Source organism: Stenotrophomonas sp. 112478_Sma, assembly GCF_056479905.1.
Genome location: NZ_CM151072.1, coordinates 2,024,945 through 2,039,334 on the forward strand (window position 1 = coordinate 2,024,945; position 14,390 = coordinate 2,039,334).

A 14,390-nucleotide genomic window follows, 5' to 3' on the forward strand; every position below is an offset into this window, starting at 1 on the left:
AAAACGGCCACGCTGGGCCTAAGGCGCAGTATTTTACGCGGGACGCGGCCGGCTTGCAAAGTTTATGTTAACCCCCCGCCAGGACGCGGGCCGGCAAGCGGCCCATGTGCCGGGTCCACGGGCCTTCACGCCCCGGGCAGCGCACGGCCTGCCGCACGTGGTCCAGAAACGCGGCGCGTGGCAGGTGCACCGCACCCATCCGCAGCAGATGCGGATTCTCCACCTGTGCATCGATCAGTTCCCAGCCCCAGCCATGCAGGGTGGCCGCCAGCGCGGCCAGCGCGATCTTGGAGCCGCCGCTGGCGCCGCTGAACATGCTTTCGCCGAAGAACACCGTACCGATGGCCACGCCATAGATGCCACCGACCAGGGTCTGCCGGTCCCAGACCTCGACGGAATGGGCGAACCCGAGGTCGTGCAGCCGGCTGTAGGCCTCGACCATTGCCGGGCTGATCCAGGTGCCGTCCTGTCCGGGGCGCGGCGCGGCAGCACAGGCGCGCATCACCTGGCTGAAGGCGGTGTCGGCAGTCACCTCCCAGTGGCTGCCGCGCAGCTGGCGGCGGAAGCGGCTGGACAGGTGTACGCCGGAGGTGCGGAACACCATGCGTGGGTCCGGTGACCACCACAGGATCGGCTCGCCGTCGCTGAACCACGGGAAGATGCCGCCGGCATAGGCATTCAACAGGCGTGCAGGATGCAGGTCGCCGCCTACGGCCAGCAGGCCGTCGGGACTGCGCAGCGCGGTTTCAGCGGGCGGGAAGGGGGCGTCCGGCGCATCGTCCAGGCGCCAGGGCAATTGACGGGTCATGCCGGGAGTGTAGCGATGCCGGCGCATCCATTCCGCGGCGGCGCTAGTCCTGCGTGCGGAACGGGCTGTGTTGCTGCAACGCCTGCTCATAGCGCCGCACGTCCCTGCGCTCCTGCCGGCACCAGTCCTGCAGAGCTTCTGCGAAATCCGCATCGGCCACCCAGTGCCGGCTGCGCACCCGCGTCGGCAGGAAGCCGCGCGCCAGCTTGTGTTCGCCCTGTGCGCCGGGCTCGAAGCGGGTCAGGCCTTCGCGCAGGCAGTACTCGATGCCCTGGTAGTAGCAGGCCTCGAAGTGCAGGCCAGGCAGGGTAGCGCCACCCCAGTAGCGGCCATACAGCGTGTCGCCCCCACGCAGGCACAGGGCGCCGGCAATCGGTTCGCCGTTCTGTTCGGCCAGGAACATCACCAGGCCGCGCCCGAGGCTGCTGGCCAGGTGGCGCAGGAAGGGCTCGGTGAGCGCCGGTGCATTGCCGTACTCGACGAAGGTCTGCAGGTAGAAACGGTACATCGCCTGCAGGTCGGCACGGCTGGCCTCATCGCCGTGCACGACGCGGAAGCCGATGCCCTGGCGGGTGACCCTGGCGCGCTCCTGGCGGATGTTCTTGCGGTGCTTGTGGTCCATGGCGCCAAGGAACTGATCGAACGTCGTCCAGTCGCCCGGGTTCTGCCACTGGAACTGGATGTCCTCGCGCAGCAGCCAGTCATCGCCGAACACCGCTTCATCCGCTGCGGTGTGGAAGTTGATATGCGCCGAGGACACGTCCAGCGCGGGCAGCGCCCCGCGCAGGGCCGACAGCACGCCCGCGCGGGCTGGATCGTCCCGGGCCAGCAGCCGCGGCCCGGTCACCGGCGAGTACGGCACGGCGCCGAGCCATTTCGGGTAGTAGTCGCGGCCATGCCGGGCATAGGCATTGGCCCAGGCGTGGTCGAACACGAATTCGCCGTGGGAGTTGGTCTTCAGGTAGCCGGGAATCGCCGCGACCAGGACATCGCCCTCCCACAGGGTGAAATGCCATGCCTGCCAACCCCAATCCCCGCGCAGGCAACCGTGGGCTTCGAGTCCGGCCAGGAAGGCGTAGCTGACGAAGGGATTGCGGCCATCATGCAGCGCGTCCCAGTCGGTGGCGGTAACGGACTGCAGCGAGTCGAGGAAACGGGGGGAGGGCATGGGCCAAGGATAGGTCAGAAGAAAACAGAAAGGCCGGCGCTTCCGCGCCGGCCCCCAGGATCAGTCATGGCGTGGAGCAATCTTCAGCCGGCCTTGCCCTGTGCATCCAGATAGCGCTCGGCATCCAGTGCGGCCATGCAGCCGAAGCCGGCGGAGGTGATGGCCTGCCGATAGTGCTGGTCGGCCACGTCGCCCGCGGCGAACACGCCTTCCACCGAGGTCTGGGTGGCGTTGCCGCCCAGGCCCGAGCGGATTTCCAGGTAGCCGTTGTTCATCGCCAGCTGGCCATCGAACAGGGTGGTGTTCGGGTGATGACCGATGGCCACGAAGAAGCCGTGCGCGTCGATGTCGCGGGTGCTGCCGTCCAGGGTGGACTTCACGCGCACACCGGTCACGCCGGCATCGTTGCCCAGCACTTCCTCGACCTGGTGGTGCCAGACGGTTTCGATCTTGCCGGCCGCGACCTTGGCGAACAGCTTGTCCTGCATGATCTTTTCCGCCTTGAGGGTGTCGCGGCGGTGGACCAGGTAGACCTTGCGGGCGATGTTGGACAGGTACAGGGCCTCTTCCACCGCAGTGTTGCCACCGCCGACCACGACCACGTCCTGGTCACGGTAGAAGAACCCGTCGCAGGTGGCGCAGGCGGACACGCCGCGGCCCTTGAAGGCCTCTTCGGTCGGGATGCCCAGGTACTTGGCGGTGGCGCCGGTGGCGATGATCAGGGCGTCACAGGTGTATTCGTGACTGTCGCCGATCAGCCGGAACGGGCGCTGGGACAGGTCGGCGGTGTGGATGTGGTCGAAGATGACCTCGGTCTCGAAGCGCTCGGCGTGAGCCTGCATGCGCGCCATCAGGTCCGGGCCCATCAGGCCATGGGCGTCACCCGGCCAGTTGTCGACCTCGGTCGTGGTCATCAGCTGACCGCCCTGCTGCAGGCCGGTGATGACGACCGGCTTCAGGTTGGCGCGGGCGGCGTAGACCGCAGCGGTCCAGCCGGCCGGGCCGGAACCGAGGATGACAAGCCGTTGGTGGCGGGAGGGCAGGCTGGTGCTCATGTAAACTCGCGAAAAGGTAAGTGGGACAAGGCGCTGGCGATGTTTGCGCAGCATCCATGGCAGGTCATAGAGTGGCGGCTGGGGCAGGGCGATTCAAGCCGATGAACAGAACGCCGTCGCCCATCGACGGTTTCCGGCCCCGGAGGGCGCCTCGCAGCGTCGCATAACTGAAAACTGACGCCGTCTCATTTATTATCAATCACTAACAGCGCATTCCAAAGGTATGGTCTAAGGTGGCGAAGCAGGTCCCCGAACGCTCCAAGTCCGACGACAGCAAGGCGTCACGTCGCACGGCCGCGGCGGCGGCGACGACCGACAACCCCCGCCGCCAGCGCCTCTGGCGCGACCTGGGCCTGATCGCGATCGCGCCGGCCCTGCTGTACCTGGCGGCAAGTCTGTTCACCTACTCGGCGTCGGACCCCGGCTGGTCGCATACGGGCAGCGTGGTCGCGCCGGTGCACAACATGGGCGGCCGCGCCGGTGCCTGGATCGCCGACGTGCTGCTGCAGTTGTTCGGCTACATCGCGTTCCTGCTGCCGGTGGTGCTCGGCGCGCTGGCCTGGATCGCCATGTTCGGCCTCAAGCGGGAAAGCAAGGGCGAGAACGACCTCGATCCGGCCCTGCGCCTGGTCGGTCTGGTCGGCTTCCTGATCGCCGGTACCGGCTTCCTGCATGTGCGCCTGTTCAATGGTGATGTGTCCAGTGCGGGCGGCATCCTTGGCAAGCTGGTGGGCAACTCGCTCACCGTCGGGTTCGGAGCGCTGGGCGCGAACCTGTTCGTGCTGGTGCTGCTGCTGGCCTCGATCACCCTGGCCACCGGCCTGTCGTGGTTCACGGTGATGGAGAAGATCGGCCGTGGGGTGATGTCGCTGGCGCCGCTGCTGGAGCGCAAGAAGGAACAGGCGACCGAGTGGAAGCAGACCCGTGCCCTGCGCGAGGAGCGCCAGGAAGTCCGCAAGGCGGACGCCGAGGTGCGCGCCAAGCGCGAGCCGGTGAAGATCGAACCGCGCCCGGAACCGGTGATCGAGAAGAGCGACCGGGCCAAGCGTGACAACCAGATACCGATGTTCCGCGGCGTCAACGGCGATGGTTCGGACCTGCCGCCGCTGGCCCTGCTGGATGATCCCAAGCCGCAGCCCAAGGGCTACGACGAGGAGACACTGGAGACCCTGTCGCGGCAGATCGAGTTCAAGCTGAAGGATTTCCGCATCGACGCACAGGTGGTTGGCGCCTATCCGGGCCCGGTCATCACCCGCTTCGAGATCGAGCCGGCGCCGGGCATCAAGGTCAGCCAGATCAGCTCGCTGGACAAGGACATCGCCCGCGGCCTGTCGGTCAAGTCGGTGCGCGTGGTCGATGTGATTCCCGGCAAGTCGGTGATCGGCCTGGAGATTCCCAACGTCACCCGCGAGATGATCTTCCTGTCCGAGCTGCTGCGCTCGAAGGAGTACGACAAGGCCTCCAGCGTGCTGACCCTGGCGCTGGGCAAGGACATCGCCGGCCGCCCGACCGTGGCCGACCTGGCGCGCATGCCACACCTGCTGGTGGCCGGTACCACCGGCTCGGGCAAGTCCGTGGCCGTCAATGCGATGGTACTGAGCCTGCTGTACAAGGGCTCGCCGAAAGATCTGCGGATGCTGATGATCGACCCGAAGATGCTCGAACTGAGCGTCTACCAGGGCATCCCGCATCTGCTCGCGCCTGTGGTCACCGACATGAAGGAGGCCGCCAACGGCCTGCGCTGGTGCGTGGCGGAGATGGAGCGCCGCTACAAGCTGATGAGCGCGGTGGGCGTGCGCAACCTGGCCGGCTTCAACAAGAAGGTGAAGGACGCCGAGGACGCCGGCCAGCCGCTGATGGACCCGTTGTTCAAGCCGAACCCGGAGCTGGGCGAGGCGCCGCGCCCGCTGGAGACGCTGCCGTTCATCGTCATCTTCATCGACGAATTCGCCGACATGATGATGATCGTCGGCAAGAAGGTCGAAGAACTGATCGCACGTCTGGCACAGAAGGCCCGTGCAGCCGGCATCCACCTGATCCTGGCCACCCAGCGTCCGTCGGTGGATGTGATCACCGGCTTGATCAAGGCCAATATTCCCACCCGCATCGCGTTCCAGGTGAGCTCGAAGATCGACTCGCGCACCATTCTTGACCAGTCCGGCGCGGAGACGCTGCTGGGTCACGGCGACATGCTGTACCTGCCGCCGGGCACCGCCATGCCCGAGCGTGTGCACGGCGCGTTCGTCTCCGACGATGAAGTGCATCGCGTGGTCGAGCATCTCAAGGCGATGGGTCCGGCCGATTACATCGAGGGCGTGCTGGACGAGGTTCAGACCCTGGGGGACGGCGTGGTGGTGGGTGCCACCGGCCTGCCGGAAACCAGTGCCGGCGGCGACGAGTCGGATCCGCTGTATGACGAGGCGCTGAGGGTGGTCACGGAGACCCGCCGCGCGTCGATTTCTGGCGTGCAGCGCCGGCTGAAGATTGGCTACAACCGTGCGGCGCGACTGATCGAGGCCATGGAAGCGGCCGGCGTTGTCAGTGCGCCCGAGCACAATGGCGACCGGACGGTGCTGGCACCGCCGCCGCCGAAGTAAGGCCCGACGTACCCCCACGACGTCCAAGGATCCGACGAATGCTTCATCCCGTACCACGCGCGCTGGCGCTGGCGCTGGCTGGCCTGATGGCCGCCAGCCCGGCCCTGGCGGAGACCGCCACCCCCGCGCCCGCTACGGCGCCGCCTTCCACCAGCGGCGATACCGAAGCCAGCAACAACTTCAGCATCGTCCGCTATCGCGCCGACTACCAGGTGCGGCCCGACGCAGGCAATGTGCAGACCGAGACCTACGAGGTCCTGCTCAAGACCAAGGCCTCGGTCGAGCAGTTCAGCCAGGTGCGGCTGAGCTACAGCGAGAAGATGGAGACGCTGGAGGTGCTCGACGCCTACACCATCACCGCCGATGGCCAGCGCCGTGACGTTCCGGCAGATCGCATCTACACCCAGGAAAGCTATTCCAGCGCCTCGGCAGCGATGTACGCCGACCGCAAGGTGCGGGTGATCGTGTTCCCGAACCTGGCGCCGGGCACGCGCCTGTATTACCAGGTGCGCCGCACCCAGGCCACGCCGTACTTCCCGGGCTACTTCGGCCTGTGGGAGACCTTCAATGTGTTCACCGAATACGAGGATGCCGAGGTGACGCTGAGCGCACCGGCCAACCTGCCGATGTTCGTCGACAGCCGCGGCGTGCAGGGCAGCGATCGCCCGGTGGTGAGGAACGGCCAGGCGCAGTGGCGCTGGCGCTACCAGCGCCGCGAGGCGATGCAGGCGCAGAACTGGTCGGCCGCCGGCTGGGAGTTCGGCCCGAACATCATGGCCAGCACCTATCGTGACTGGGCGCAGATGGGCCGGGCGTACCAGCTCAAGGCCGGTCCCGCCGCGCAGGTCACGGCGGAGATCCAGGCGCTGGCCGACCAGGTCACCGCAGGCATCGGCGACCGTCGCTCGCAGGCCGATGCGCTGTACCGCTGGGTCGCTCAGAACATCCGCTACGTCGCGGTGTACCTGGGCAATGGCGGGCTGGAGCCCAACAGCGCGCAGAGCATCCTCGACAACCACTATGGGGACTGCAAGGACCATGTGACCCTGCTGGAAGCCCTGCTGGCCGCCAAGGGAATTGCCAGTTCGCCGGTGCTGATCGGCGCCGGTGGCGGGCCGACGCTGCCGAAGATTCCGGTGCTGGGGCGCTTCAACCACGCCATCACCTACATTCCCGAGTTCGATCTGTACCTGGATTCGACCACCGCCTGGGCGCGCTTCGGCCAGTTGCCCGAGGGCGACCTGGGCGCGCCGGTGATGCGCACGGCCGACGCGAGCCTGGCACGCACGCCGGCCAATGGTCCGCAGCGCAACGCAACCTCGATGGAGGTGCGCTTCACGTTCGATGCCAACGGCAATCTGCGTGGCGAGACGATTCCGCAGCTGGGCGAGAATGCGGAGATCGGCATGCGCGCACAGTTCGCCCAGCTCAATGCGCAGAATCGGGCGCGCGCCGAGGAGTCGATCATGGCGGCGTCCGGTTTTGATGGCCGCGGCCAGCTGCAGCTGCAGGGCGTCCCGGTCGATCTGACCCGGCCGTTCGGCTACCGCATGGCCTTCCAGGCGGAAGACTACGTGGACTTCAGCGTGGCCGGGGGCATGGCGGTGCCGGATCCGCCAGGCGGCGAGTCGGTGCGCGGGCTGTACGCTACCGCGTCTGCACCGGCCAACGAGACGCCGTTCTACTGCAACGCGAGCCTGCGTGAAGAAACCTATCGCCTGCAGTTCCCGGCCAACGCGCCGATAATCGCCGTTCCGGCCAGCCAGCGTTTTGCCAATGCCGCGGGCGAGTACCGGGTGGACTGGAGCCGGCAGGGCCAGGAGGTGATCGTCCACCATCGCCTGCAGCAGAATGCCGTGCGTGGACCGGAGGCACTGTGCCAGCCGCAGGACTACACCGCGTTCCGCGCGCTGTATCGCGAAGTGCGTCGCGGCTTCCGCGGGCAGGTTCTGTACGGAAGGCTGCCTGCGCCGGCCAACTGAATCGCCGATGGACGTGCGGGGCGGCATAATGTCGCCCTGATCGCCCATTCATCTTTGCCCGGGCACACTGACATCCACCTTTCCTTGCGCCCGCGCCCACAGGATTCCCGCATGAACGTCCGCCTCCGCCGTATTCTTGCCGCCAGCACTCTCGCCATGGCCTGCGCCGCCGCGGGCAGCGCGTGGGCGGGTGCCCGCGATGACCTGAAGAACTTCACCAGCGGCCTGAAGGGCCTGGATGGCCAGTTCAGCCAGCAGGTGTTCGACAGCCGCGGCAAGGTCAAGGAGTCGACCAGCGGCCGCGTGGCCCTGTCGGCCCCGCGCCTGTTCCGGTGGGAGTACGTGCGGCCGCATGAACAGCTGATCGTGGCCGACGGCAAGAAGGTCTGGATGTACGAGCCGGACCTGGAGCAGGCCACCGTGCGCGAGCAGGGCAAGGAAGAGCAGAACAGCCCCTTGACCGCGCTGATCAACCCGGCGCTGCTGGAGCAGCAGTACGACCTCAGCGAGGAGGCGGCACAACGGGATGGCCTGCAGTGGCTGTCGCTGTCGCCGAAGCGCGATACCGAGGCCAGCTTCCAGTACGCTGCACTAGGCTTCAATGCCCAGGGGCTGGCGAGGATGGAGATCACCGACGCGGTCGGCCAGCGCACCGTGATCAATTTCAGCGGCTGGAAGCGCAACCCGACGTTCGCGGCCTCGACCTTCCGCTTCAGCCCGCCGGCCGGCACCGACGTCATCGGCAACTGATGGGTGACGCCGGGCATGGCCCGGCGCTACCAGTTCATCCGTTGTCGGGGTGAACGATGACCTGCCACGCGGTGCCATCAAATCGAATCAGGTCCCAGGGCGTCAGCACCCACAGCACGTTGCCGACGGAACTGATATCAACAATCGTTGCATCTCTCAGTTCTTCGGGGATGCCTTCCAGCAAGGGTTCAATTGCACCGGTTTCGAGGCTGTAGACGTAGAGGCCTCCATATTCAGCGCCGATGTAGATCTGTTGCCCATGTTGGCAGGCCAAGCAGAAATTGACTTCATCGCCTACGTCGTGGCGCAGGCGCTCAAATCCAGTGGATATGTTGCCGGTAACGACGGTGCCTTCCTCGCCAACAAGGACGAGGCGGCCTAGGTCGGTTCTGCAGGCATGAAACAGCTCCGCAGTGGTGACTTGTTCGGGCAGCGTCCAGTTCAAGCCGTTCCAGTGTGCAATCAGGCCATCAGAGCCGATCGCGTAGAGGTCTGTTAAGCCGGTTCCGCAGAGGTCATTCACGCTGGGCGCGTCGAGACTGGCGAGCCACTCCCGATGACCAGGGTCTTTGCGGCCCTCGGCAATCTGGCTGCGCGTTTCGTCGAACTTTCGGCGCAGCTCGGCCTCACGCTTCGCCGGATCAGCGGGCAGTGGGGCAGCGCCGTCACGTTCGAATATGTGGCCGCAATACAAAAGCCACGTTTCAAAGTCGATCGACTTCAGATCGTCCTCAATACTGCTGTGCTCGGCTGCCGGAAAGTGCGTGGGAAGTTGCTTCCATCCGGCCTCGGTGCGGTGATAGATCATTCCGTGCACACCGCAGCAGAACAGATCTTCACCCAACTGCCGAATCCGGGTCAGGCCGCCTGTATCCGCCTTCACGCGCTCAATAGTGGCGCCAACGCGGGCGTGGTATTCCAGCTGCCCCCAATAGTCCAGCGCGAGTAGGCGCTGTGGGCCACCGCTGTCTTCCGGTGGGATGAATAGTGTGGACATGACCTGGAAGTCCAGCAGGTCGTGATGGAACCAACCTTCCTGGGGTATACGGCCAAAGACGAACATCCGGGTGGGCGGGCCGGGATCCGGGTCGTAGTATTCATGGCCTGGGCCGAGGGCTGCAGCCAGATAGTAGACGTCCGCATTGACAGCGCAGCCGGCAACAAACTCAAGGACATTGGATTCGGGATCGCGCACGAGTGGGTTCTGAGTGGTTGAGTTGCGAATTCTCCGTTACTGATGAGGACGCACCGACCCGGGCAAAACATGCTCATGGTGAATCAGTGGCTTACCGATGTAAGGGGGCGCCGGCTCCGGTCCATTCCCGACACATTCTGGGACTGTCGGCCAGAGGCCGGCGCCATCGATCCCTGTGGCCTGATCCGCCGCGCATGGCCCGGCGCGACCGACGGGGGGCGCGGTACAATGAGCGGGTGCCAAGACAACGCTCCACTTCCTTCCCCGGCCCCGATCTGCTGAGTGTCGATCGGGATCATCTGCGCCCGCTCGCCGAGCGCATGCGTCCGCAGACGCTCGATGAAATGGTCGGGCAGAAGCGCCTGCTCGCTCCGGACAGCGCACTGCGCCGGGCGGTCGAGTCCGGTCGGGTGCATTCGATGATCCTGTGGGGCCCGCCGGGCTGTGGCAAGACCACGTTGTCGCTGCTGCTGGCCGAGTATTCCGATGCCGAGTTCCGCGCCATCTCCGCCGTGCTGTCCGGCCTGCCGGAGGTGCGCCAGGTCCTGGCAGAAGCGGCGCAGCGTTTCGCCGAAGGCCGGCGTACCGTGCTGTTCGTCGATGAGGTGCATCGCTTCAACAAGGCGCAGCAGGACGCGTTCCTGCCGCATATCGAGCGCGGCACCATCCTGTTCGTGGGTGCCACGACCGAGAACCCGTCCTTCGAGTTGAACTCGGCGCTGCTGTCACGCTGCCGTGTGCACGTGCTGGAGGCGGTCTCGCCCACCGACATCGTCGAGGCACTGCAGCGGGCGCTGGGCGATCGCGAGCGCGGCCTGGGCCAGGAGTCCATCGAGGTTGCGCCCGAGCTGCTGCTGGAGATCGCCACCGCTGCCGATGGCGACGTGCGCCGCGCGTTGACCCTGCTGGAAATCGCCGCCGAACTGGCAGGGGGCGAGGGCGGGCACATCACCCCGCAGACGCTCACCCAGGTGCTGGCCGACCGTACCCGCCGTTTCGACAAGGGTGGCGAGCAGTTCTACGACCAGATCTCGGCGTTGCACAAGTCGGTGCGCAGTTCCAATCCCGATGCGGCGCTGTACTGGCTGACCCGCATGCTCGACGGCGGCTGTGATCCGTCGTACCTGGCGCGCCGGCTGACCCGCATGGCGATCGAGGACATCGGCCTGGCCGATCCGCGAGCACAGAGCATGGCGCTGGAAGCGTGGGACATCTACGAACGGCTGGGCAGCCCCGAAGGCGAGCTCGCGTTCGCCCAGCTGGTGCTGTACCTGGCCAGCACCGCCAAGTCGAATGCAGGCTACGCGGCGTTCAACCAGGCCAAGGCCGACGTGCGCCAGAGCGGTACCGAAGAGGTGCCGCTGCACCTGCGCAACGCGCCGACCAAGCTGATGAAGGAACTGGGCTACGGTGCCGAGTACCAGTATGACCACGATGCGGAAGGCGGGATCGCGCTGGATCAGACCGGCTTCCCCGATGCGATGGGCGAGCGCGTGTACTACAACCCGGTGCCGCGCGGACTGGAGATCAAGCTGAAGGAAAAGCTCGATCGGTTGCGCGCCGAGCGCGAGGCGGCGCGGGCGGCGAAGCGGCGTTGATCGCCGTTACGCAACCAATCCGATTGTCGGGTCCACGCTGATTCGAGAGAATCCCCGGTTCACTTCTCAAGGATGACGTTCATGCAGGACATGACTCTGGCGTTGAAGCGCTACGCCCAGTTCGAGGGTCGGGCCAATCGCCGCGAATACTGGATGTTCCAGCTGTTCCTGTTTCTGGTGGCCACGGCGGTGTCGCTGCTGGCCGGCGTGCTGGCGATCCTCATGCGCTCCAGTCCGGATGCACTGAGCGCCATCCTGATCGGCACGATGGTGCTGCTGGGCCTGATGTGGCTGGCGACGATCGTGCCGCTGATCGCCGTCACCGTGCGCCGTCTCCATGACTGCAACCAGTCCGGCTGGCTCTATCTTCTGGCATTGGTGCCGATGGGCGGCCTGGTGATCCTGGTGTTCGCTCTGCTGCCCGGCACGCCGCAGGAAAACCCGTACGGCCCCGTGCCTGCGGGCCCTTGACGCGGCACCCGCCGGGCAGCGCCCGGTCCTGGGATTCGGCCCGCCCGCCTTGGCGGGAACGAGATGATGCGTCCCATGACGCCGCGTTATCGCGCGCGTGATACACAGTGTGACGTTTGATCGTTGTGATAATCATTCGCGTTTAAGGTAGACTGCGGTCCCTTGTGAAACAGCGGCCCAGGCCGCTGACGTCGCCCGCCGATGAAGCATTTCGTCCTTCCTCCGCACCGTGGTCCGCTGGCCCGCGGCCTTGCCGTCCTGATGATGGGTCTGCTCCTGGCTACCCCGTATGCGTACGCGCAGCAGCGCAATCCGCTGCAGAAGATCGGCCACACCGTGCTGGATGAGCCGGCCGCCAGCTATCGCTTCGAGCATTTCGTGATCGACAGTGCCGACACGCAGCGCCGCTGGCGGGTGAATCTGGCGATTCCGGTCCGCGCCTCCAGTGCACCTTCGCCGGTGTTGTACGCGCTGGATGGCAATGCGGTGGCGATGGTGCTCGACCAGCCGCTGTTGGCTGAACTTGCAGCACTCAAGGCGCCTCCGGTGCTGGTGCTGATCGGCTACGACAATGATCTGCGCATCGACTCGAAGGCGCGGACCCGTGACTACACGGCATGGATCGACCGCGCCGACGATGAGAGCGGCGCAACCCAGGCGGTCGGCGGCGGCGCTGCGGCGTTTCTTGATGTGATCGAGCGCCGCATCAAGCCCGAGGTGGAGCGTCGCGCGCGCGTCGACACCGGGCAGCAGGCGCTGTGGGGGCACTCGCTCGGTGGCCTGTTCGTGCTCAACGCGCTGTACACCCGGCCGGCCGCGTTCCAGGCCTATCTCGCCGCCAGTCCCTCACTGTGGTGGGCGCAGGGCGCGGCGCTGGGCGATCCCGAACAGCAGTTCGTGCAGAACGTCCATGGGCAGCCGGCCAGGGTCTGGTTGATGCTGGGAGGCGCTGAGCGCGTCGGCGACCGCGGCAAGCGTGACCTGAACAACCCGCGGGTGGTCGCGCACCTGCGCCGCATCGGCGGCGCCACGCCTGACGCGGCGATGCAGTTGTCCGAGCGGCTGCGCCGGGTGCCGGGGCTGAGCGTGCAGTACCGCGAGTTTCCTGGCCTGGGCCATGGCCCGATGCTGCCGGCGTCCTTCCACGCGGCGCTGCATGAGCTGTACGGGGTGACCGATCGCAGTGCAGGCGATGGCGCCAGTGCAACGGATGGGCCGTCCAGCGAATGAATCCCTTCGCGCGGCGTGCCGTGCGACCCCACTACCCAGGCGAGGCTGCCCGCGTGCAGCGGCCCAGGCAACCGATGAATCCCGCGCCACGTGGCGCGGCCTACGTGTGCAAGGAGCCTGTCATGTCGTTCCGTTCCTCCCTTCGTCCTTCGCTTCGCTTCACCACCCTGGCCACCGGCCTGCTGCTGGCCGTCGCGGCCACCGCACAGCCGGTATTCGATCAACCGGCCAACGCCACGTTCAAGGGCCAGGTGGTTTCGCGCGGCGACAATGTGGTGCCGGGCAGCACCGCCGATGTGGTCGGTCGCGGCTTCGTGCCGGGCCAGAAGGTCAGCCTGCTGCGCGGCGACAGCGTGTTGAACGCCCAGCCGGTGGTGGTTGATGCCGATGGCAACTTCAAGACCCAGCTGGCCATTCCCGCCGATGCCGTGCCGGGCACCCATCCGGTCGTGGTGCGGGCGAGCCAGCCGGCCGCCGCGACGGTGCTGAAGCTGCGCGTCTCGCCGCAGCTGCCGCTGTCGGGCCAGGCGCAGTTCACCACCCAGTCCAACAAGCTGGTGCCGGGCCTGTACCAGTCCGCCTACAGCGCCGCCAGCAATGCGCTGTACGTGACCTCCGCGGTCGGCCGGCCGCCGGTGACCCAGTCGCAGCTGCTGAAGATCGACCCGGCGTCGCTGAAGGTCAGCAAGGCGATCACTCCGGCGCAGGTGCCGGGCAGTACCAACGGCGCGGTCTATGCGGTGTACGGCGTGGGCGTGGATGATGCCAACGGCAACGTGTGGGTGACCAATACCCGTCAGAACAGCGTGGCCGTCTATCGCCAGAAGGATCTGTCGCTGGTGCACCAGTTCCCGGTCGATGCGGTGCCGCATGCGCGCGACGTGGTGATCGATGGTACCCGCGGCAAGGTGTTTGCCTCGGCCACCGGTGAGGATCACCTGTCGGTATTCGATGCGAAGACGTTCAAGGAGCTGCCCGCGGTGACGCTTGAATCGGGCGTGGATGACGGAAAGTTCACGCCGATGAGCCTGGTGCTGGACGAGAAGGGCGGCAAGCTGTTCACCGTCAGCATCGGCACGCCGGAGGCGGCGGTGATCGACGTGGCCAGCGGTGAGGTCGAGAAGGTGATCGATCTGGGCAACTCGATCAGCGCGTCGGGCGTGGCGTTCGACGCGGCGCGCAACCGGTTGTACGTGGCGTCGCAGGGCACCGACAACCTGCTGATCGTCGACGTCGCAGCCGGCAAGGTGCTGCACGATGTGCCGGTGGGCGCGGGTGCGCTGAACGTCGCCTTCGATGATGCATCCGGCCTGGCCTATGTCAGCAACCGTGGCGCTGGCACCGTGACCGTGGTCGACCGCGAGGGCAAGGTGGTCGCCAACCTCGACGGCGGCACTTTGCCGAACCACGTCCGTGCCGATGGCAAGGGCAACGTGTTCGCGGTGAACAAGTCGCGCGGCGCTGAAGACCCGAAGGGTGACCGCATCACCCGCATCACCCCGAAGCAGTAAGTCAGACGGCAGGGCGGCGCGCGCG

At 66.5% G+C, this 14,390-nt stretch carries 11 protein-coding genes; 7 read left to right on the plus strand and 4 right to left on the minus strand.

The annotated features are described in order from the left end of the window. Positions 1–67 precede the first annotated feature (67 nt). The 3 genes from aat to trxB all read right to left on the minus strand — a co-directional run bounded on the left by aat (position 68) and on the right by trxB (position 3,031). On the minus strand, positions 68–808 hold the full coding sequence (gene aat, locus ACZK08_RS09450) for a leucyl/phenylalanyl-tRNA--protein transferase (RefSeq protein WP_053517945.1): 741 nt from the start codon (positions 806–808) through the stop codon (positions 68–70). A gap of 43 nt (positions 809–851) precedes the next feature. Further along, positions 852–1,976, minus strand: coding sequence for a GNAT family N-acetyltransferase (locus tag ACZK08_RS09455; RefSeq protein WP_065182196.1), 1,125 nt, complete (start codon positions 1,974–1,976; stop codon positions 852–854). An 83-nt stretch (positions 1,977–2,059) separates the two neighbouring features. Next, entirely contained in the window at positions 2,060–3,031 is a 972-nt protein-coding gene (gene trxB, locus ACZK08_RS09460; protein ID WP_053517948.1) for a thioredoxin-disulfide reductase, read from the minus strand. A gap of 233 nt (positions 3,032–3,264) precedes the next feature. On the opposite strand from trxB, the gene ACZK08_RS09465 reads away from it, so the two are divergent. The 3 genes from ACZK08_RS09465 to lolA all read left to right on the plus strand — a co-directional run bounded on the left by ACZK08_RS09465 (position 3,265) and on the right by lolA (position 8,360). Continuing rightward, positions 3,265–5,628 (plus strand): DNA translocase FtsK, encoded by a 2,364-nt coding sequence (locus tag ACZK08_RS09465; RefSeq protein ID WP_053517949.1) that lies wholly within the window; start codon positions 3,265–3,267, stop codon positions 5,626–5,628. Between the two features lie 38 nt (positions 5,629–5,666). Beyond that, positions 5,667–7,610, plus strand: coding sequence for a DUF3857 domain-containing protein (locus tag ACZK08_RS09470; RefSeq protein WP_065182197.1), 1,944 nt, complete (start codon positions 5,667–5,669; stop codon positions 7,608–7,610). A gap of 111 nt (positions 7,611–7,721) precedes the next feature. Then, on the plus strand, positions 7,722–8,360 hold the full coding sequence (lolA, locus tag ACZK08_RS09475) for an outer membrane lipoprotein periplasmic chaperone LolA (protein WP_065182198.1): 639 nt from the start codon (positions 7,722–7,724) through the stop codon (positions 8,358–8,360). 34 nt (positions 8,361–8,394) lie between these two features. On the opposite strand, the gene ACZK08_RS09480 is transcribed toward lolA, so the two are convergent. Next, positions 8,395–9,555, minus strand: a complete 1,161-nt coding sequence (locus ACZK08_RS09480; RefSeq protein WP_065182199.1) for a hypothetical protein — start codon at positions 9,553–9,555, stop codon at positions 8,395–8,397. A 320-nt stretch (positions 9,556–9,875) separates the two neighbouring features. Between ACZK08_RS09480 and ACZK08_RS09485 the strand changes: the two genes are divergently transcribed. The 4 genes from ACZK08_RS09485 (at position 9,876) to ACZK08_RS09500 (ending at position 14,365) form a co-directional block, all read left to right on the plus strand. Beyond that, positions 9,876–11,153 carry a replication-associated recombination protein A gene (locus ACZK08_RS09485; protein ID WP_227255445.1) on the plus strand — a complete coding sequence of 426 codons (1,278 nt, stop codon included), beginning with the start codon at positions 9,876–9,878 and terminating at the stop codon, positions 11,151–11,153. Between the two features lie 81 nt (positions 11,154–11,234). Beyond that, positions 11,235–11,624, plus strand: coding sequence for a DUF805 domain-containing protein (locus tag ACZK08_RS09490; RefSeq protein WP_065182200.1), 390 nt, complete (start codon positions 11,235–11,237; stop codon positions 11,622–11,624). Positions 11,625–11,825: 201 nt separating this feature from the next. Further along, positions 11,826–12,854 (plus strand): alpha/beta hydrolase, encoded by a 1,029-nt coding sequence (locus tag ACZK08_RS09495; RefSeq protein ID WP_065182201.1) that lies wholly within the window; start codon positions 11,826–11,828, stop codon positions 12,852–12,854. Between the two features lie 122 nt (positions 12,855–12,976). Further along, complete coding sequence (locus ACZK08_RS09500) at positions 12,977–14,365, plus strand: YncE family protein (protein WP_065182202.1); 1,389 nt, start codon at positions 12,977–12,979, stop codon at positions 14,363–14,365. The last annotated feature ends 25 nt before the right edge of the window (positions 14,366–14,390 follow it).

Excerpts from the sequence above, each read along its gene's own strand:
- aat (WP_053517945.1), bottom strand. The coding sequence starts at position 808 with ATGACCCGTCAATTGCCCTGGCGCCTGGACGATGCGCCGGACGCCCCC.
- ACZK08_RS09455 (WP_065182196.1), bottom strand. The coding sequence starts at position 1,976 with ATGCCCTCCCCCCGTTTCCTCGACTCGCTGCAGTCCGTTACCGCCACC.
- trxB (WP_053517948.1), bottom strand. The coding sequence starts at position 3,031 with ATGAGCACCAGCCTGCCCTCCCGCCACCAACGGCTTGTCATCCTCGGT.
- ACZK08_RS09470 (WP_065182197.1), top strand. The coding sequence starts at position 5,667 with ATGCTTCATCCCGTACCACGCGCGCTGGCGCTGGCGCTGGCTGGCCTG.
- lolA (WP_065182198.1), top strand. The coding sequence starts at position 7,722 with ATGAACGTCCGCCTCCGCCGTATTCTTGCCGCCAGCACTCTCGCCATG.
- ACZK08_RS09485 (WP_227255445.1), top strand. The coding sequence starts at position 9,876 with ATGCGTCCGCAGACGCTCGATGAAATGGTCGGGCAGAAGCGCCTGCTC.
- ACZK08_RS09490 (WP_065182200.1), top strand. The coding sequence starts at position 11,235 with ATGCAGGACATGACTCTGGCGTTGAAGCGCTACGCCCAGTTCGAGGGT.
- ACZK08_RS09495 (WP_065182201.1), top strand. The coding sequence starts at position 11,826 with ATGAAGCATTTCGTCCTTCCTCCGCACCGTGGTCCGCTGGCCCGCGGC.
- ACZK08_RS09500 (WP_065182202.1), top strand. The coding sequence starts at position 12,977 with ATGTCGTTCCGTTCCTCCCTTCGTCCTTCGCTTCGCTTCACCACCCTG.